We start from the raw sequence: 20303 nt of genomic DNA, 5'->3' as shown, positions 1-20303 counted from the left end.
TTGTATTCGCATTTCGGTCAATTGCTGGCTCAATCAAACTGTTTAACGGTTCTTCCGTTTTTCAACTAACAGTTTCAAAGCTGTCCGTCCCTCGCCATTAATTTCAATATCTGTGAATGCAGGAGCACATACAAGATCGCTTCCGCTTGGTGCAACAAACCCCCTTGCAATTGCTACTGCTTTAATCGCTTGGTTCAATGCACCAGCACCGACCGCTTGCATTTCTGCATACCCTTGATCTCGAATAACCGCTACAAGTGCTCCTGCGACGGAATTGGGATTAGAGCGGGATGATACTTTTAATGGACTCACCATGTTTCCTCCTTGTTTTCACGATGTCTATGGAATGTATTAATCCATACATCATCTTATGAACGCAAGGAGATAATTAGACGCAACTTCCTCATTCGAATGGATGGTCTTCGTTAATCATAATTCGTTCGACCGATAACGCCTTACCGGATTGGTTGTCAATTTCAACATACAAGCCATTTAATTGGCCACGACCTTTTTTAGGCACTTCAAAACGAACTGGAAGATTTGTTTTAAAACGGTAAATGACATCCTCTTTTTTCATGCCAAGAATTTCATCGTAAGGTCCCGTCATGCCTGCATCTGTCAAATAAGCTGTTCCTCCGGGTAAAATGCGTTCATCTGCAGTTTGTACGTGTGTATGTGTCCCAACAACTACAGATGCCTTGCCGTCCAAGTGCCAACCCATTGCAATCTTTTCACTCGTCGCTTCTGCATGAAAATCGACAAATACTAAAGGAGAAATAGCATGTGCTTCTTCCAATAGCTTTTCGGCTTTCTCAAACGGATCAGCATGAGGCGGCAGGAAAGTACGTCCGTGTAGATTAATAACGGATAGCGTTACGCCATTTTTCGATATCGTAGTCATTCCTTTTCCTGGTGCTTCGTCAGAAAAATTCGCAGGACGTATTAAATAATCCGTGTCGTCAATAAAGTCATAAATCTCTTTTTGATCCCATGTATGATTGCCCATTGTCACAACATCTACACCCGCTCGGAGTAGATCATCAAAAATCGCTTTTGTGATGCCTCTTCCAGAAGCAGCATTTTCTCCATTCGCAATAACGACATCTGCATTGTATTTTCTGCGAAGACGTGCAATATGATCAAAAACCATGTCTCTTCCAATCGATCCTACTATATCACCAATAAACACTACTTTCATTTTACTACCTCTTCCTATTTGTCTTTAAATTGACAGATTCACACAAAAAGAAAAGACTCCTGCACCGTGCTGGACAGGAGTCATTGGATCATTTTGCATATTCGACTGCGCGAGTTTCCCGAATGACAGTCACTTTTATGTGTCCTGGATAATCGAGTTCTTCCTCAATCCGCTTTCGAATATCACGTGCCAAACGATGCGCTGTAATATCATCAATTTGGTCTGGGCGAACAATAATGCGAACTTCGCGCCCTGCTTGGATGGCAAATGATTTCTCTACGCCTTCATAAGACTCGGAAATTTCTTCGAGTTTCTGCAATCGACGAATGTAGTTCTCAAGCGTTTCACTTCTCGCACCTGGTCTAGCTGCTGATAGGGCATCTGCAGCTGCTACCAATACTGCAATGACAGAAGTCGCTTCTTCATCTCCATGATGTGACGCGATGCTATTGATCACGACAGGGTGTTCTTTGTACTTCATGGCCAATTCGACACCAATTTGTACGTGACTCCCTTCCACTTCATGGTCAATCGCCTTACCAATGTCATGTAACAATCCTGCACGTCTTGCAAGGGTTACATCTTCTCCAAGCTCAGCTGCTAGGAGTCCTGACAAATAGGCGACTTCGACTGAATGTTTCAAGACGTTTTGACCGTAGCTTGTCCGGAAATGAAGTCTACCGAGTATCTTGATAAGGTCTGGATGGAGATTATGCACACCGACATCGAATGTCGTTTGCTCTCCTTTTTCACGTATCAATTCATCGACTTCCCGACGCGCTTTATCGACCATTTCCTCAATCCGAGCCGGATGGATTCTTCCGTCTTGAACAAGCTTCTCTAGTGCAAGTCTCGCTGTTTCCCGACGGACAGGGTCAAAGCCTGAAAGAATGACTGCTTCTGGCGTATCATCAATGATTAAGTCGATACCCGTTAAGGTTTCCAACGTTCTGATGTTCCGACCTTCTCTACCGATAATACGACCTTTCATTTCATCGTTCGGTAAATTCACCACAGACACGGTTGTCTCTGCAACATGATCCGCCGCAAAACGTTGTAATGCAAGGGAAAGGATTTCTCGAGCTTTCTTTTCGGATTCCTCTTTTGCACGTTGCTCTGATTCTTTCGTCATGACCGCAATGTCTGTAGAAAGTTCGTTTTCAACTTCATCCAAGATGACGCGCTTCGCCTCTTCTCTTGTCAAAGCTGAAATTCTTTCAAGTTCGGTCTGTTGTGTAGCAACAAGTTCTTCCGCCTTGCGTTCCATCTGTTCAATATGCTGTTGTCTACTGGTAAGCGCATCATCTTTGCGCTCCAGTCCCGCTTCTCGTTTATTGAGAGCATCATCCTTGCGGTCAAGATTTTCTTCCCGTTGCAAAAGACGGTTTTCCTGTTTTTGCAGTTCCGCCCTTCTTTCACGGATTTCCGATTCCGCTTCAATTCTCAGTTTGTGATTTTCATCTTTCGCTTCAAGCAATGCCTCTTTTTTCATCGCATCCGCTTCACGTTTCGCCTCTTCAACGATTTGTTCAGCTGAATTTTTGGCACCCGTCACTTTTGATTCATTCACCTTTTTGATAACTAAATAGATAACAACTGCACCGACGAACAGACCAAACAAGGCGGAGATGATGTTCATGATGAGATCTGGCATCAGCTCACCTCCTCCTGCTTTTCTTATTCGTTTTCAGTCGGCCCGTATATCAACAATCAACATACTGCCATAATGATTTCAATGATGTGAAATAGTACAATTCTAATTGTATCTATGAAAAATTGCCATGTCAAGGATTCGAAAGCTTATTCGGAGTTTTCCGCTCTTTTTGACGAACAAGTCCGATAAATCACATTAATCATGCTGGACGTTGTATTATCGTCTTGACGGAATCGCTTTTTGTTAGGATTAAAAAACAGAGACATAACATTAAACAGTCCGTTTCTCTGCGCTTCAAAAGACTCGCTTTCCGCAGGGCGCGTTTGAGCCAATCGAACAACGAATAGTTCGGTCCACTCATGAATATGAAAATATAAATTGTAAAAGCAAAAAAATGCATGACGTCAAATCCATCATGCATTTTTCTCTGGTTCTGTCCCAGTCACATTGATTAAATTATTTATCTTCAGCAAATAACTCTAATTCTTCTTCGTCGTCTTCATCATGACCAGCAATTACGTAATTTGCACTTGCTAAACCATAAGAACTTCTGATTTTATCGGCAATTTCTGCACGAATATCTTTATTTTCTTTTAAGAACTGTTTCGCATTTTCACGACCTTGGCCAAGTCGTTCACCTTCGTACGAATACCATGCTCCACTTTTTTGGACAATTTCTAACTCTGCACCGAGGTCGACGATTTCCCCTTCTTTAGAAATCCCTTCTCCATACATAATATCCACTTCAGCCGTACGGAACGGAGGAGCAACTTTGTTTTTCACTACACGAATCCGGGTCTTGTTCCCCATAATGTCGTTGCCTTGTTTAATCGCTTCGCCGCGACGTACTTCCAAACGGACAGAAGAGTAGAATTTAAGTGCTCGTCCACCAGGCGTGACTTCTGGGTTTCCGAACATGACGCCTACTTTTTCACGGATTTGGTTAATGAAAACAGCGATTGTTTTCGATTTGTTGATTGCACCGGAAAGTTTACGAAGTGCTTGGGACATTAGACGCGCTTGTAAACCTACGTGTGAATCTCCCATCTCCCCTTCAATTTCAGCTTTTGGAACAAGTGCAGCGACAGAGTCAATAATTACAATATCAATCGCTCCACTACGGACGAGCGCTTCTGCTATTTCCAATGCTTGCTCTCCTGTATCCGGTTGAGATAAGAGCAATTCATCAATATTAACGCCTAGTTTTTGTGCATATACGGGATCCAACGCGTGTTCAGCATCGATGAAAGCAGCTTGTCCTCCTGCTGCTTGTACTTCTGCGATCGCATGTAATGCCACCGTTGTTTTACCTGAACTTTCAGGACCATAAATTTCGATGACACGACCTCGTGGATAACCACCCACACCTAATGCCGCATCCAGTGCAAGTGAACCAGATGATGAAGTGGCGATTTCACGATCTGTCTGTTCCCCTAACTTCATGATGGAGCCTTTTCCAAATTGTTTTTCTATTTGTTTTAACGCTTGATCCAAAGCTGCTTTACGATCGCTCAACAACAATTCCTCCCTTAACAGGTGTTTTCTTTTTAATACCTGTCTCTACTATACTCCTTTTCTGAGAAATACACAAACAAAAAACGAACGCTTATTCGATATTTTTTCGCAAAATCCAAATTTAATTGAGAAAACCCTCGTTATTTCACGTTTTAATTGAGAATATTGCCCAAAATTACATTTTGGCATTTTTACTTTGTAAGTACTTGATGAGGTAATAAAGCGCAAATCGTGCCGTTCGTAATCGATTTGTATTCCGGGACCCTGATAATTGTAATCGGTACGTTTCAACCTTTTCATCGGGCAACGCTAACCCTATCCAAACTGTCCCCGCTTCCTCCCCGCCGTGTGCACCTGGACCGGCAACTCCTGTTAATCCGACACCGATTGAAGACTGGAATTTTTGTTTCACATGTACTGCAAGCGCAGTCGCACATTCAGCACTCACGACACCGTATTGTCGTAACAATGAAGCAGGAATAGCAAGCTGTTCAATTTTCGCCTTCTCATCATAGACGATGACGCCCCCTTTTAGAGCTGTACTAATGCCCGGCTCACTTGCCAGTTCTGAAGTGAAAAGGCCAGCAGTAAGACTTTCTGCAGCAGCAATTGTGAGGTTCTGTTCGTGTAACAGCTTAGCTGTTTTTGAAGACAACGTATCGTCATTAATCCCAAAAAGGTATTCCCCTACGTGCGCTCGAATTTCTGCTTCCACTGGAACGATAAGTCGTTGTGCTTCTTCTCGCGTTTCTGCTTTTGCTGTCAAACGAAGAGTGACTGCATCAGCGGATGCTAATGGGGCAATCGTCGGGTTAGATTGTTTATCGATTATTGATTGGAGCCTAAACTCCAAGTCGGCTTCGCCAATTCCGTAAAAATTTAATATGCGAGAGACAATCACTTCCTTTTTACCTAACATGCGTAAAAGGTACGGAAGCGCCTCATGCTCAAACATTGGTTGCATTTCATGTGGAGGGCCTGGTAATAGGATATAGTGACGACCTGACTTCTCAATCGCCATTCCTGGTGCCATACCATGATGATTTTCTAAAACGGTTGAATTATGTAAGACGAGCGCTTGTTTTTTATTGTTTTCCGTCATTTTCCTACCTGTTCGAGTGAAATAGGCTTCTATGGAAACCAAAGCTGCATCATGGCTAACAAGCGGCGTATCTAGCAAATTAGCGATTGTCTCTTTCGTCAAATCATCTTTTGTTGGACCTAGACCACCTGTGAAGATGATCATATCTGCACGTTCGTTGGCAATTTCAATTGTTTGCTTTAACCGATGTGGATTATCTCCGACAACCGTTTGATAGTGTACATCAATGCCAATATCGGCAAGTCGTGCGGAGATGAATTTAGCATTTGTGTTTGTAATTTGACCTAATAATAATTCAGATCCTACAGCGATAATCTCTGCCTTCACGCCTACATCCCCTTACATTGAATCGAGTAGCACTCGTCGATTTTTATAGAAATAATCAGCACCAGACCAGATTGTAAAAATCAAAGCAATATAAAGCATGATTGTCGCAAACGGAAAATGGATAGCTTCGAAAAAGATATTATTTAATAAGAGGAATGAAATCGCAACGAGCTGAGTAGCTGTCTTGATTTTCCCTAGTTGGTTGGCCGCAACGACTTCTCCACCTCCTGCAAGCACAAGTCGTAAACCGGTAACCGCAAACTCACGGCTAATGATAATAATAACGATCCATGAAGCTGCAGATCCAAGTTCAACAAGAATGACCAATGCGGCGGAAACTAGTAGTTTGTCTGCTAACGGGTCAAGAAACTTCCCCATATTTGTCACTAAGTTATATTTTCTTGCTAAGTGCCCATCAAACCAATCGGTCGTAGCAGCAATAATAAATAGCAATGCCCCAAAAATATGTTCAAATGAAAGCTCAGTCCCACCAATGTATATCGTACCCATCCCAAAATCAACAACCATGAACAAAATAAATATGGGGATAAGAACAATTCGAGCGACTGTAATTTTGTTTGGTAAATTCAACAAACTCACCTATCCTTTTTAATTTTTCAACTAACAATTATGTATGAGCAAGAAAATAGTCATCCTGTAGATGACTATTCTCCTTTTTTGTATTCAATAATGATATTTTGTGTTATTTTGTCAGAGCCATACGTCAACTTTTCATCATTTACATAGATCTCTGCATATGATGTTCTGCCGACTCGAATTCTAATGTAGTCTTTATCGGACACGTCCAATTCCACCGTCTCACCAGCGTTCATGACTCTAGCCCTGTCTGTAAGCTCTTCTTTGTTTTTATCTCTTACACCAATCCATGTTTCACCAGTAACAACAATTTTCAGCTTGAATGTATCCGTATCCGTCAACGTATACGTAGAATCCTCACGGACTGTATTTTGATACGTAAGCACTTGCTCCTTCACTTCTTCAACAGGCTCAGGATTTTCTTTCGGTTTCTCTTTTTCAGGCTGCTCCGTTGCAGGATCTTTCGTGCCGACTGGTGGTGGATTTTTATCCAATGTTACTGGTTGCTCGGTTTCATGGTTCTCTTCAGGTTTATTGGATGAACCGCTTTGCCATAAAACCCAAACAACAACGATGATCACGATTATAAAGAGCGCAACAATAATTTTAGGTATCGTCTCATTTAGTTTACTGCTGCTACTTATGCCTCGTTTCCTCGACATCGGTTGTGCAATTTGTGGTGTTTCTTTTTCAATTACATCCTTTGGTGCTGAATCCTTGTATAAGGACAACATTTCATCTGCATCAAGTCCAACCGCTTCCGCATATTGCTTAATGAATGCTCGAACGTAAAAAGATCCAGGCATCATACTGTAATCTTCGTTCTCAATACCGGAAAGGTACCTTTTTTGTATTTTTGTTATGGATTGCAAGTCATCCAATGAATAGCCTTTACTTGTTCTCGCCTCTCGCAGACGATCACCTAATCCGGTCATATTTCATCACCTACCTCTTTCTATTTCGCCTCGACATTTTAGTTTGTATTCCCTTTACCGTAATCACTTACACTTCACAATAGCGTTACCTTACCAAAGAAAAGTGAGCGTATTCGTTAAAAAGAAAAGCCAAAACCACCCATTTGTCCAGTATCGGACATCATATGGTTTTTTTCCATCATTTCATATGTAATTTCTTGGTCTGGATCCGTCCGAAGCTCAATGATATAATCAAAATCCTCCATATCATATTCCGAATGTTGAACGAACATATCCGGATGCTCAACAACTTTAATGGTTGGCATACGCATCATTTCCCTTACTAACTGCATGTGACGTTCGTCTCCTGATTTCCTTGTGACAATGCCATCTAAGATGAAAATATTGTCGGATGAAAACTCGTCACCTGCAAGATTACTTCTTACTGTCTGTTTAATCATTGTCGAGGAGAGAAATATCCATTTTTTGTTCGCACAGACACTTGCCGCTACAACCGATTCGGTTTTACCAACACGCGGCATCCCACGGATTCCAATCAACTTATGGCCATCTTGTTTGAATAACTCTGCCATGAAATCGACAAGAACACCTAAATCACTTCGAAGGAATCTAAATGTCTTCCGATCATCGACATCCCTTTGGATATATCGACCATGTCGAACAGCTAGAATATCGCGTAATTTCGGTTCTCTGATTTTTTTCACTTGAATCGTTTCCATCGTGGAAGCAATCAGTTCAAAGCGTTTAATTTGATCATCGTTTTCCGTTCGAACAAGCATGCCGCGATGGCCACCATCAACACCATTAATTGTTACAATGTTGACACGCAACATGCCTAAGAGAGAGGCGATATCCCCTAGCAATCCAGGTCGGTTGATTTGCACCTCATATTCGACATACCATTCACCCATTCGACACCCTCCGATCCATTATCCAAGCAATGTACAATAGAAAAAAGAATGTTCAGCGACAATGAGCAAGCATGTTGTCTACATTCTTTTTCTACTTTGGAAATGCTTATACGTATAGGACGTACAAAACGTAACTTAGTTCTATCATAGCGGATTCAACTGTCGATGAAAAGGAAAAAAGGTGAAGGGAGAAAATTGTCTCCCTTTTTGCATTTAGATATACCATCCGCCATTCAACTTGACTACTTCTCCTGTCATATAATCGGCTTTTCCACTCACTAGAAAACTTGTTAGTGCACCCACTTGACTTGGGTTCCCCGTAGATTGTAATGGAATTTCTTCCATGACAAGTTGTTTATCTTCTACTGTCAATTGTTCAGTCATTTCCGTATCAATCCAGCCTGGTGCAATTGCGTTTACACGAATCCCTGAGTACGCCGCCTCTTTCGCATAAGCTTTTACGAAAGCATGCTGAGCACCTTTGACAGCGGAGTACATCACTTCTCCCGCTGCGCCAGTGTCCCCCCAAATCGACCCGATAAATACGACATACGAAACAGGAAAGCTGCGCAGTTGGGGAGAGATATCACGAATAAAGGCAGCAGGATTTCGGACATGAACATGCCACAATTCGTCCATCTGTTCGGCTGTCGTATCCGACACTAATTGGTAAAGGGATTGACCTAATGCAACGATGACTGCTTGAACATGACCGACGTTAGCAGTTACATGATCGGCAGCATTTCCTGTGGAAAAATCCGCATGAACGATGTTGAATTCGGCTGCTTCATATTGCTGCGCAAGTTCTTGTTGCAATTGAAGGATCTTTTGTTCATGACGGTTGTAGTGCATGTATAACGACCAACCATCCTTAGCAAGTTCTCGGCAAATGGCTTGCCCGATTCCTCCCGATGCTCCGAGAACAACTGCATATCGTCTCATTCGTTACTTCCCTTTCGATCCTGGCACGATCGTCATTACTGAATGACCTGCTTCATCGTTAATCGTGGCAAATGCATCTTGCAAATCTTGTAACGTCATCTTTTCTAAAGCTGGAACAACATCAAACAAATTCATCTGATTAAAGTTGTATTGCGTAAATTGATTAGCGATAAACTCGATTGAATTCAACGAGCGCATAAATTGGCCAATTCTCCGTTTACGAGAGCGATGTAAGTCTTCTTCAGTAATCGACCATTCATCTTTTTGCGCGCGTAATGTCGAGCGGATTAATGCTTCCAACGCTTCAGGATGTTCAGTATCAGAATCGACCATAGCAAACCCGAAACCTTTTTCAAACGTAAAATCATAACTATATGTTTCATCAATCAAGTTCTCTGCATACGCTTTAGTGTAAAAGTCAGATGTTCGGCCGAAAAGAATATCCAATACTACGTTAATTGCTAAATCTTGGCGCAACATTTCGTCGCCTTCAATGGCCGTGTTACTACATTTCATCCCGAAATTGAATTTTGGTCTTTGTACATCCATCTCAAGCACAGTTTTCGGCGCTTTTACTTCCATCGGCTCTTCAGGGTACTTCCGTTCAATTTCTAAAGGCTCTGAAAAGCGCTTGCTCTTTTGGTCTTCTCGAATAAACGTCATCATCTCTTCTGGATCGACTGCCCCTATTACGAAAACTGCCATGTTGGAAGGGTGGTAAAAGGTTTCATAACACATATACAAATGTTCAGCCGTAATCTCTTGGATCGTTTCAACGGTTCCAGCAATATCAATGTTGATAGGATAGTTTTGATACATACTTTGAATTGTACCAAAATAGCTACGCCAATCTGGATTGTCATCATACATCGTAATTTCTTGTGCAATGATTCCCTTTTCCTTGTCTGTCTTTTCTTTTGTAAAATACGGTTCTTGCACAAAATCCAATAAAACTTTCGTGCTTTCATACAAATTCTCAGTCGTTGAGAACAAATAAGAAGTGCGGGTAAAAGAAGTAAATGCATTTGCCGAAGCACCTAATACACCAAACTTCTGAAAGACATCACCATCTTCTTTATCAAACATCTTATGCTCCAAAAAATGCGCGATCCCATCAGGAACCGTAACGAACTCCTTCTTCCCTCGAGGAATAAATGTCCTGTCAATCGAACCGTATTTCGTTGTAAATGTAACATACGTCTTCGAGAAGCCACGTTTTGGTAATATATATACATGTAGGCCATTGTCTAGCTGTTCGTGATATAACGTTTCCTGCAAACGATCAAAATAGAGTTTTTCCATTCGTTACGCCTCTCTTCCTGATAGCAAGTAAATAAGTTCTAATTGAATGTTGGATGCCATATCCTGGATATCTTGTACGGTCACCGCTTGCCATTTTTGAATTAATTTATCCGCGGTGAAATGCTCATCGACTTGTTTGTATTGATCGTACACTTCAATTTGACCTCGGGCTGAATCGAACGCGCTCCGAATGCTATTTGACAGCAATGCGACCGTTTGTTCTAGTTCAAGGGACGTCACATCACCTTTCTTTAAGGCTGCTAGCTGCTCTTCAATCATTGTAACCGCTTTTTCCTCCAAGTTCGCATCGATACCGGCCATTACGTACAAAATGCCATAGTATGCTCCGTATATACTATTGATCGTGTAAGCCATACTTTCCTTCTCACGAACATTCATAAATAATTTACTATGTGCAAAGCCCCCTAACACACCATTGGTTACTTGCATCTTCGGATAATCATCATGATGGAACAACACAGGAGTATGATATCCAACTTGCAATTTACCTTGCTTCATGTCTTGTTTTTCAAATACTTTTTGAGGCTCTTTCTCTTCAATGGTCACTTCGTACGGTTTGCGAACATCCTCTCTTGCGGTAAAGGAGAACATGTTTTTAATTTTTTCAACAAGTGCCTGTTCATCCACATCACCGACAACATAGATGTCTATTACATCTTCATTAATCATTTTGTGATAAGCCTCTACTAGGGAAGCACTTGTGATTTGCGAAACGTGTTGCTCAGTGCCGCTTGAAGAAATACTGGCAGGATGATTCGGTCGCATGATCTCTAACATTCTCTTTTGTGCATATCGAGTTTTATCATCATAAACGGATTTAATTCGTTCGATTACAGACCGTTTTTCACGATTTACAATGGACTCATCAAATTGCCCATTCGATAAATTCGGTTTAAAAATAACCGCATGTACCATTTCGAGCACGTCATCGAATAACCCAGTCGTCGATAGATATTCATCGTTTACGCACTCCATATTTAATGAGACGATATGTGCACTTCCTCGTTTACCCGCATCCATATAGAAGACTGATCCATACAATTCATCCATCGCTTTTCGTAAATCACTTTGCTTTGGATACATTGCGTTTGAATCTTGCATAACGTTCGATAATACAGCTCGATGAGCAGCCTGTTTTTCCTCTAATGTACTTGTCCATTTAAAGGACATTGTAATTGTTTTAAATTGGTTTGTCTTACGAATGTATAAGTGTACACCTTGTTGCAATTTAAATTTCGTAAACATATGAAAGCACCTCGTTTTTCCTTATTATACGAATACCTTACTTCACTATACATTTCGGAACAGATACATGGCAAAATAAACGCATTTTACCATCTGTCTAAACAATAAAAACCACTTAGACGCAACAATGACATCTAAGTGGTTTTTCAGAAACTTATCTGCTCCCTTTAATATAAGGTTGCCCATTCGCTTTTGGCGCGTTTGCTTTTCCGATAAATCCTGCAAGTGCAAGAATTGTCAATGCGTACGGTAAAATGTGGAAGTAAACGGTTGGTATTTTTTGAATGAAATCAATATCAATTGATCCGGCACTAATTGCCAATGTCTGTGCAAATCCAAAAAATAATGCTGCACCCATCGCACCGATTGGATGCCACTTACCAAAAATCATAGCAGCTAGCGCCATGAAACCTTGTCCGTTTATCGTTGCATGACCGAAATCCCCCGTCATTGTTTGGGAATAGATCGCTCCACCGATTCCGGCTAAGCCACCGGAAATGATGACTGCCGTATAACGTACTTTCGTTACATTGATACCCATTGTATCGGCTGCCATCGGATGTTCCCCAACAGAACGAAGCCTCAATCCGAATGGCGTTTTATAAATGACGAACCAAGCAATTATTGCAACAGTAATGGCTAAAACAGACGTCCCATAAACCGACTTAAAGAACATTGGACCAATAATCGGAAGATCTTGTAAGATCGGGATGTTCACCCGCGGTATTTTATGTTGGATAAAATCTGTTTGACCTTTATCAAACATCATTTTCACAGAGAATAGTGCAATCGCAATTCCTAGCATATTGATCGCTACACCAGATACAACTTGGTCGGCCCTGAAAGAGACTGAAGCGACAGCATGCATCAAAGAGAAGATAGCAGATACAAACATTGCTACGAGTAATGCAATCCATGGCGTCCAACTACCGAAAACGTCAGCATACGCCAAATTGAATACGATACCGACAAACGCCCCCATAACCATCAAGCCTTCAAGTCCGATATTGACGACACCAGATCGTTCCGAGAAAACGCCGCCAATTGCAGTAAGGATTAGAGGGGCTGCATAAGCGATTGAAGTAGGGATGATAAAATAGAGAACTTCCAAAAAGCTCATGTCACTTCGCCTCCTTTTTCTTATTCAGCCGTTGCAAACCTACACGGATGATGTATCCTGAGGCAACAAAGAAAATAATAAGAGCAATTACGATGGAGACAATTTCCAAAGGAATATTTGCAGCATTTGGCATATTGTTCGCACCATATTTTAAAGAACCGAACAATGATGCACCGAAAATAACACCTAATGGAGAGTTCGCACCTAATAGGGCAACGGCAATTCCGTCAAAACCGATGCCTGTGAATCCACCACGAGAAGACATATTACCAAAAGTCCCTAAAGCTTCCATCGCTCCACCAAGTCCAGCAAATGCTCCTGAGATGAGCATTGCTAAAACGATATTTTTATTCACATTCATACCGGCATATTGCGAAGCGTTTTCGTTGAAACCGACAGATTTCAATTCAAAACCTGTTTTCGTTTTTTCTAATATGAACCACATGACGATTACCATCGCCAGCGCAACGAATATCCCATAATGCAACGTGGAATAATCCGTTAAATTTGATAGAAATTCCGAACGAAGCGAAGCGGTTGGTTGAATTTTTTCTGTTTTGAAGCCGCCGTCAGAAACCGTTTTGATGAGCGCATTTACAACATGTAGGGCAATGTAGTTCATCATAATGGTTACGATTACTTCATGCACTCTAAGTGTTGCTTTTAGCAAGCCTGGGATAAGCCCCCAAAACGCTCCTGCCAACGCTGCCGCCAATAGGGCAAACGGCAAATGAATATACATAGGCAATTCAAATGCATAGCCAACATATGCTGCTGCAAACCAACCGACCATCAATTGCCCTTCCACACCGATGTTGAAAAGACCGGTCCTAAATGCAAAAGCTACTGCAAGACCTGCTAATATATATGGACTGATTTGACGAATTGTTTCACCAATAGCATACGAATCTCCAAAAATCCCGTTCCATAGTGCAATATACCCTTGAACAGGGTCATACCCACTGAATAACATGACAAGTGCTCCAACCAATAAACCAAGAATGATTGAAACAACAGGTACAAGTACATTAATGAGTCGATTAGACATCGTGACCACCACCTATTTCATTACCCTCAATGTGATTACTTGCTTGGTCACTTTTAGAATGACCAGCCATTAAAAGGCCGAGTTCCTGTTCAGACGTTTCAGCAGGAATGACCGTATCAACAATTTTACCATCATGGATAACGGCAATTCGATCTGAAACATTCATAATTTCATCCAGTTCGAAAGAAATTAGAAAAACCGCTTTTCCATTATCTCTTTGTTCAATTAGTCGCTTATGAATAAACTCAATCGCTCCTACATCCAATCCGCGGGTTGGAAGTGCAGCAATCAGTAAATCCGGATCACGTGAAACTTCGCGACCTATGATGAGCTTTTGTTGATTTCCTCCCGACAATGCACGTACAGGTTCGGATTCACCTTGCGTTCGCACATCATATTCCGCAATGATTTTTTTTGCATATTCGGAAATAGAACTATAGTTCATAACACCATTTTTAGAAAACGGTTCATGATAATATTCTTGCAAAGCCGCATTGTAACCAACAGAGAACTCCAATACAAGACCGTGCTTGTGACGATCTTGAGGGATATGGCCAAGACCTGCTTCGGTAATTTTTCGAGGTTTCATTCCCGTAATGTTTTGATCGTTAATCGAGATATGTCCACTTTTTGTTTTACGCAATCCTGTAATCGCTTCTATCAATTCTGATTGGCCATTGCCATCAATTCCTGCTAATCCGACAATTTCACCTTTACGAACTGAAAGATTCAAACCTTTTACTCGCTCAATTCCACGATTATCTGTCACTACAAGATTTTCAACTTTTAAAACTTCTCCCTGAGGATTTGGAGGGATTTTCTCCGTTTTAAATGTCACTTGTCGACCGACCATTAACGTTGCCAGTTCTTCTGGATTTGTTTCAGCAGTAATGACGGTTCCGATGCCTTGGCCTTTTCGAATGACAGTCACACGATCCGTTACATCCATAATTTCTTGTAACTTATGTGTGATTAGAATAATGGATTTACCTTCTGTAATCAGTTTTTTCATAATCGCGATCAATTCATGGATTTCCTGAGGTGTCAATGATGCTGTCGGTTCATCAAAAATGAGGATGTCTGCCCCACGATAAAGCGTTTTTAAAATCTCTACTCGTTGTTGCATACCAACAGAAATATCTTCGATTTTGGCATATGGATCGACATTTAACCCATATAGCTTTGAAATCTCTTCAATATCTTTAGCAGCTTTTTTAATGTTGACAACACCCATTTTTTTCGGTTCATTGCCTAAGATAATATTTTCAGTTACAGTCAAATTCTCGACAAGCATAAAATGCTGGTGCACCATACCGATTCCTAGGTCATTTGCAACATTTGGATTCGTCACGTTTACCTTTTTTCCATTGACACGTATTTCACCTTCTTCAGGCTGATATAGCCCAAACAGGACATTCATCAATGTTGACTTACCTGCGCCATTCTCACCTAATAACGCATGTATTTCCCCTTTTTCTAATTGAAGGGTAATATTGTCATTCGCACGAAAATTCCCGAATTTCTTCGTAATGTTCAACATCTCAATGACATATTCCAATGGATTCACTTCCTTGCCCAATAATATTATTTAGGTTGCATAGCATTAAAATTAACACAATAAAAGGTTTGTCTTTAAAAAACCTTTTACTCTATTAATTTGTCGTGGATTTCAACTCGTAAACAACAAAAGCCGGCATCAACCGGCCTTCGTTGTTCAGTTCATTATTTCGTTGTTTCAGGGACTTCAATTTCCCCGTCAGCAATTTTCTTTTTATACTCTTCGATTTGATCCAATACATCTTGTGGATCGCACCACGAGAGTCTGCTAGCGCAACACCATCATCATGTAGCCCATAAACTTTTGTCTCTCCGCCTGGGAATTTTCCTTCTTGAGCAAGTTTAGAGATATCTTGTACAGCAACGTCTACACGCTTCAACATTGAAGTCAATGTAATATTTTCATCGCCCACTTGACCTTCATCGTATTGGTCGGAGTCAACACCGATTACCCAAACGTTTGCATTCTTATCAGCTTCTTTACGTTCTTTTGCCTCTGCGAATACACCATTACCTGTTCCACCAGCTGCATGGAAAATAATATCGATGCCTGAAGAGTACATACGACCAGCAGCCGCTTTACCTAATTCCGCTTTGTCGAATGAACCTGTATACTTCACGTCTACCTTAATATCAGGTTTAACTGCTGCTACACCAGCAACAAATCCTGCTTCGAAACGCTCAATTACCGGAATCTCCATTCCGCCGATAAAACCAATTTTGTCTTCTTTTGTCATAAGTGCTGCTGCTACTCCAGCAAGGAATGCTCCTTCTTGCTCTTTGAACAAAATGCTAGCAACGTTATCTTGTTCAACGACACCGTCAATGATTGCGTAATGAGTGTCTGGTTGTTGACTTGCAATTGTCCCGATTGCATCTTCCATCAAGAAACCTACACCGAAAATCAGATTGAAGTCACGACGCGTAAGCGCATTCAAATTTGGTGTGTAATCAGAATCGTCTTTAGATTGAAGGTATGCGTAACCGCCATCTCCTTCAGCTAAACCGTTATCTTCACCAAACTTCTTAATACCTTCCCATGCTGATTGGTTGAACGATTTGTCGTCAATACCACCGACGTCCGTTACCATGGCGATTGAGAAATCAGATTCGTTACCGCCAGTTGAAGATGAAGTATTTTTGTCTTTGTCTTTGTCCGTACCGCATGCACCAAGTAACGTACCTGCCGCTAAAACCAATGATAATGCAAGACCGTATTTACGTTTGCTCACTGATTGGACCCTCCCTGTTTTTATATTTTGGTATATAAATATGACGTTTGCACGTCGTTAAAGAACAGACTGGAAGCAGGAAATGCCTGGCTCCTTCTTGACGGAACTCACCACTTAGGAAGACTCCCATTAAGTTGGATGACGTTTCCTAGCATTCCATTCTGTTTCTTATACCCTTTTCCGGACTACATGGAAGCTGAATTTATCAGCTCTAAAGTAATTTTTTGAGTACAGGACCATTTCGCCTTCCTCACTGTAATGATACTGGATGAGCGCTAGAAGTGGAATATCTACACCACACCTTAAAATGTTCGATGCCTCATCATCATACCCAATTGGTTCGATATTGGCGATGGCTTGGACAATTCGTATGCGTCCTGATTTTTCTATTGAATCGAATATGGATTCGTTCTGTAACACTTCTGTACCTAATTCAAGATTTTTTGACAGTACGTGATCCACACAATACACAACAGGATCATCGTCAGCTGTTCGTACTCTTCTAATTGTAACAAGCTTATCCTCTTTTTCGCAATCAAATTTCCGAATCAATTCCTCTGCCGGAATGCTTTCTTGAACTTCCAACAAAATCGTACCTGGTTTCATTCCAGCGTCCCGTATCATAGAGGATATACTGGATAATTGTTCGATACCTGAAGAAAAAATTGGACGAGGGTTTACAAATGTACCGACCCCATGTTTACGAATAATAATTTTCTCTTCTTCCAAGACGCGCAATGCCTCTCGAAGCGTCGCCCTACTAACACCAAGATTACGTGCGAGTTCAAATTCGGAGGGGAATTTTTCATTTTCTCGAAAAACGCCAGAAGCAATGTCTTCTTTCAACCGTTCAATTACTTGTACATATAAATGTCTTTGATCTGTCTTCACCAGCATGTAAATCCCCCCTAAAGAGGTCAGACCTCTGATGTATAACGACTATACCAATCTTTCATACTATATCATTTCCATGCTACAAAATAAACAGCTGATTTCATATATTTTCATCTTCAGCTAAAATTTCTTGAAAAAGTACTTCTTTTGTCATGATTTCCATACCTTCTTTTTACTGAAAAATGCAACGCAATAATCCTTCTATAGCCTGACGTATGGCAAGACGTTCATAGATGGGTCCCTACCTGAAGGCAATAAATTCAATTTCGTGTATCCGACATGGGAATGTATGAAGTTTTTTATACATGACTGTCTGTTTCATTTCTTGTCGCAAGAACTTGTCTCGGTTTACTCCCCTCAGGTGGGCCGACAATTCCTCTCATCTCCATTTGATCGACAATTCTTGCAGCGCGTGAATAACCGATTCTGAACCGTCTTTGCAACATGGAAACGGAAGCAGTTTGCATTTCGATAACAAGTTGCACAGCGTCATCGTACAATTCGTCAGTTTCCTCAAATGCTTGAACCTCTTCCACTTCCCCTGGAATCATTTCTTCTTGATATTGTGCTTTTTGTTGTTCAATGACAAAGTCGACAACCGCTTCGACTTCCTGATCGGACACAAATGCACCTTGCACTCTGACAGGTTTCGAAGCACCAGCTGGTAAAAAGAGCATATCTCCTCTTCCTAGGAGTTTTTCTGCACCGGCTCCATCTAATATCGTTCTCGAATCGACTGCTGATGATACCGCAAAAGCGATTCGTGAAGGAATATTCGCTTTAATGATTCCCGTAATGACGTCCACACTAGGTCGCTGTGTCGCAATAATCAAATGGATTCCTGCGGCACGTGCCATTTGGGCCAATCTTGTAATGGAATCTTCCACATCACTCGATGCCACCATCATGAGATCCGCCAATTCATCGACGATGACAACAATATAGGGCATGCGTGGATGTTTTTCTTCGTTTTCAAGATTCCATTGTTCAATATGTTCATTATATCCCTCAATGTTCCGTGTTCCCGTATGTGAAAACAACTCGTACCTTCGTTCCATTTCGGACACGACTTTCTTTAACGCAACGGAAGCTTTTCGAGGGTCTGTCACAACCGGTGCTAACAAATGCGGAACACCGTTGTAGACATTCAATTCAACCATCTTCGGATCAATCATCATCAATTTTACTTCATGTGGTTTAGCCCTAAGCAAAATACTAATGATAATACCATTTATGCAAACACTTTTTCCGCTTCCAGTGGAGCCTGCTACGAGCACGTGAGGCATTTTATTCAACTCTGTCATCATTGCTTGACCAGTGACATCACGACCTAAAGCAATCATCAATTTAGCATCCGGTCGGTTGTTTTCTTTTGCTTCAATAACTTCACGTAAGCTGACGATGGCTACTGCATGATTGGGCACTTCAATTCCAACTGCAGACTTCCCAGGGATTGGCGCCTCAATACGAATGTCGCTTGCAGCTAATGCTAATGCAATATCATCAGCCAAACTTACAATTCTACTCACTTTTACACCTGTATCAGGCAGCACTTCATATTTTGTGACTGCTGGCCCTAAATGAACCTGTGTAACAGTAGCTTTAACACCAAAACTTAAAAACGTTCTTTCAAGTTTTTGTGCATTTGCATGAATGGAATCGTATTCAGCAGATTGATCATTCGATGGTGTTTGTCGCAACAATGAAGGTGGTGGTAAGATGTACGATTCATTTTCTTCCTCCCCTTCAACACCTGAATAAGTTGAAATGTCAGCAGTTTCTTTTTGTTCAACTTTCGTGTCTTTCGAATCGCTGCTGTTATGACGAGTAGTTTGAGCTTGCTCGACTGACGGCTCCGCGTGAACTCTCTCGTTAAATGCTGAAATAATGGGCTTTGAGACCACTTCTACCGTCTCAACGCTTGCAGAAACTTGTTCTACGTGTTCGTCATCATCTTGTTGCTTCTTCTTTTTATGTTGAATTCTACTCATTTGATCTGCATTCGTTTTGTTTGCTGTTTTAGTCGGTGTAGGCTTTCTCTTCATTTTCTTTTGAACGACTTCTTTTACCTTCGGATAGTTTTCAGCAATATAAGGAACCAATGCTTTACCTGTCAGTAAAATCAGGCCGATAATGAGTAAGAGCACACCTGCTACCGTCGCACCTGCGGAATCAAATAGCGCATGAAAAAGCGCAAACAACATCGCTCCGGCAAGTCCTCCACCTAATGCACCACTACGAGAACTGATTCCATCATTGGTAATGAGCACTTTCCATGTTTCTTTAATCGCAGAATTCGACATCAACACTTTGCTTTCATATAACTCTTTAAATAAATGGATGTGACTGAAAAGCAACAGACTAGCAAGCACAAAAAGACTGCCACCTACAATTCGATTTTTCCACCCAACTGACTTCCTTTTCACCATGAACAATAATGCTTGAACAATTAATAAGAATGGAACTGCGCTATGCCAATTCCCAAATAGCAGTCTAGAAAAAGACGATAGACCCCTACCTACAATTCCGAATTCAAAGATGATAATAATAGCGAGTCCAATCATCGTCAGTCCCGCCACTTCAAATACTAATGGATGTGGTCCATCTTTTTTCTTTTTAGGAGCGGCGGCCTTTTTTTTCTTCTTCGATTTTTTAGACATGTTCCTCCTCCTTTCAGAAAAAGGATTTCCCGCCGTACGGTCG

At 41.3% G+C, this 20303-nt stretch carries 16 protein-coding genes and 1 pseudogene; all 17 read right to left on the bottom strand.

What is annotated here, in order from left to right; genetic code table 11:
- Positions 1–42: 42 nt before the first annotated feature.
- The gene (locus ACVHUV_RS11715; RefSeq protein ID WP_317941594.1) at positions 43–312 is read right to left on the bottom strand and encodes a stage V sporulation protein S; all 270 of its coding nucleotides are present in this window, start codon (positions 310–312) and stop codon (positions 43–45) included.
- Positions 313–403: 91 nt separating this feature from the next.
- Entirely contained in the window at positions 404–1198 is a 795-nt protein-coding gene (locus tag ACVHUV_RS11710) for a TIGR00282 family metallophosphoesterase (RefSeq protein ID WP_317941595.1), read from the bottom strand.
- Positions 1199–1286: 88 nt separating this feature from the next.
- Positions 1287–2852, bottom strand: coding sequence for a ribonuclease Y (gene rny / locus ACVHUV_RS11705; RefSeq protein WP_462084693.1), 1566 nt, complete (start codon positions 2850–2852; stop codon positions 1287–1289).
- Between the two features lie 456 nt (positions 2853–3308).
- Complete coding sequence (gene recA, locus ACVHUV_RS11700) at positions 3309–4367, bottom strand: recombinase RecA (RefSeq protein WP_317941596.1); 1059 nt, start codon at positions 4365–4367, stop codon at positions 3309–3311.
- A 175-nt stretch (positions 4368–4542) separates the two neighbouring features.
- Positions 4543–5796, bottom strand: coding sequence for a competence/damage-inducible protein A (locus tag ACVHUV_RS11695; RefSeq protein WP_462084692.1), 1254 nt, complete (start codon positions 5794–5796; stop codon positions 4543–4545).
- A 12-nt stretch (positions 5797–5808) separates the two neighbouring features.
- Positions 5809–6387, bottom strand: a complete 579-nt coding sequence (pgsA, locus tag ACVHUV_RS11690; protein ID WP_462086902.1) for a CDP-diacylglycerol--glycerol-3-phosphate 3-phosphatidyltransferase — start codon at positions 6385–6387, stop codon at positions 5809–5811.
- A gap of 74 nt (positions 6388–6461) precedes the next feature.
- A complete protein-coding gene (locus ACVHUV_RS11685) occupies positions 6462–7328 on the bottom strand; it encodes a helix-turn-helix domain-containing protein (protein ID WP_462084691.1) in 867 nt (288 codons plus the stop codon).
- A 116-nt stretch (positions 7329–7444) separates the two neighbouring features.
- A complete protein-coding gene (locus ACVHUV_RS11680) occupies positions 7445–8239 on the bottom strand; it encodes a YmfK family protein (RefSeq protein WP_371389942.1) in 795 nt (264 codons plus the stop codon).
- A 213-nt stretch (positions 8240–8452) separates the two neighbouring features.
- A complete protein-coding gene (gene ymfI, locus ACVHUV_RS11675) occupies positions 8453–9181 on the bottom strand; it encodes an elongation factor P 5-aminopentanone reductase (RefSeq protein WP_462084690.1) in 729 nt (242 codons plus the stop codon).
- Positions 9182–9184: 3 nt separating this feature from the next.
- Positions 9185–10483 carry an EF-P 5-aminopentanol modification-associated protein YfmH gene (gene yfmH / locus ACVHUV_RS11670; RefSeq protein WP_462084689.1) on the bottom strand — a complete coding sequence of 433 codons (1299 nt, stop codon included), beginning with the start codon at positions 10481–10483 and terminating at the stop codon, positions 9185–9187.
- Between the two features lie 3 nt (positions 10484–10486).
- Positions 10487–11749, bottom strand: coding sequence for an EF-P 5-aminopentanol modification-associated protein YfmF (gene yfmF, locus ACVHUV_RS11665; RefSeq protein ID WP_462084688.1), 1263 nt, complete (start codon positions 11747–11749; stop codon positions 10487–10489).
- 154 nt (positions 11750–11903) lie between these two features.
- On the bottom strand, positions 11904–12869 hold the full coding sequence (locus tag ACVHUV_RS11660) for an ABC transporter permease (protein WP_462084687.1): 966 nt from the start codon (positions 12867–12869) through the stop codon (positions 11904–11906).
- A gap of 1 nt (position 12870) precedes the next feature.
- Entirely contained in the window at positions 12871–13917 is a 1047-nt protein-coding gene (locus ACVHUV_RS11655) for an ABC transporter permease (protein ID WP_317941604.1), read from the bottom strand.
- On the bottom strand, positions 13910–15475 hold the full coding sequence (locus ACVHUV_RS11650) for an ABC transporter ATP-binding protein (RefSeq protein ID WP_371389938.1): 1566 nt from the start codon (positions 15473–15475) through the stop codon (positions 13910–13912). Before ACVHUV_RS11650 ends, ACVHUV_RS11655 begins: the two co-directional genes overlap by 8 nt.
- A gap of 164 nt (positions 15476–15639) precedes the next feature.
- Positions 15640–16706, bottom strand: a pseudogene (locus tag ACVHUV_RS11645) (BMP family lipoprotein).
- Between the two features lie 168 nt (positions 16707–16874).
- Complete coding sequence (locus ACVHUV_RS11640; protein WP_317941607.1) at positions 16875–17603, bottom strand: GntR family transcriptional regulator; 729 nt, start codon at positions 17601–17603, stop codon at positions 16875–16877.
- A gap of 296 nt (positions 17604–17899) precedes the next feature.
- Complete coding sequence (locus ACVHUV_RS11635; RefSeq protein WP_462084686.1) at positions 17900–20260, bottom strand: DNA translocase FtsK; 2361 nt, start codon at positions 20258–20260, stop codon at positions 17900–17902.
- Positions 20261–20303: the final 43 nt, after the last annotated feature.

The sequence above is a fragment of the Sporosarcina saromensis genome (assembly GCF_054901285.1).
Note: the sequence above shows the minus strand (reverse complement) of the source record. Positions and strands in the feature narration are given on the sequence as shown.

Excerpts from the sequence above, each read along its gene's own strand:
- ACVHUV_RS11685 (WP_462084691.1), bottom strand. The coding sequence starts at position 7,328 with ATGACCGGATTAGGTGATCGTCTGCGAGAGGCGAGAACAAGTAAAGGC.
- ACVHUV_RS11710 (WP_317941595.1), bottom strand. The coding sequence starts at position 1,198 with ATGAAAGTAGTGTTTATTGGTGATATAGTAGGATCGATTGGAAGAGAC.
- yfmF (WP_462084688.1), bottom strand. The coding sequence starts at position 11,749 with ATGTTTACGAAATTTAAATTGCAACAAGGTGTACACTTATACATTCGT.
- ACVHUV_RS11655 (WP_317941604.1), bottom strand. The coding sequence starts at position 13,917 with ATGTCTAATCGACTCATTAATGTACTTGTACCTGTTGTTTCAATCATT.
- ACVHUV_RS11680 (WP_371389942.1), bottom strand. The coding sequence starts at position 8,239 with ATGGGTGAATGGTATGTCGAATATGAGGTGCAAATCAACCGACCTGGA.
- ACVHUV_RS11635 (WP_462084686.1), bottom strand. The coding sequence starts at position 20,260 with ATGTCTAAAAAATCGAAGAAGAAAAAAAAGGCCGCCGCTCCTAAAAAG.
- ACVHUV_RS11640 (WP_317941607.1), bottom strand. The coding sequence starts at position 17,603 with ATGCTGGTGAAGACAGATCAAAGACATTTATATGTACAAGTAATTGAA.
- rny (WP_462084693.1), bottom strand. The coding sequence starts at position 2,852 with ATGCCAGATCTCATCATGAACATCATCTCCGCCTTGTTTGGTCTGTTC.
- yfmH (WP_462084689.1), bottom strand. The coding sequence starts at position 10,483 with ATGGAAAAACTCTATTTTGATCGTTTGCAGGAAACGTTATATCACGAA.
- ACVHUV_RS11660 (WP_462084687.1), bottom strand. The coding sequence starts at position 12,869 with ATGAGCTTTTTGGAAGTTCTCTATTTTATCATCCCTACTTCAATCGCT.
- ymfI (WP_462084690.1), bottom strand. The coding sequence starts at position 9,181 with ATGAGACGATATGCAGTTGTTCTCGGAGCATCGGGAGGAATCGGGCAA.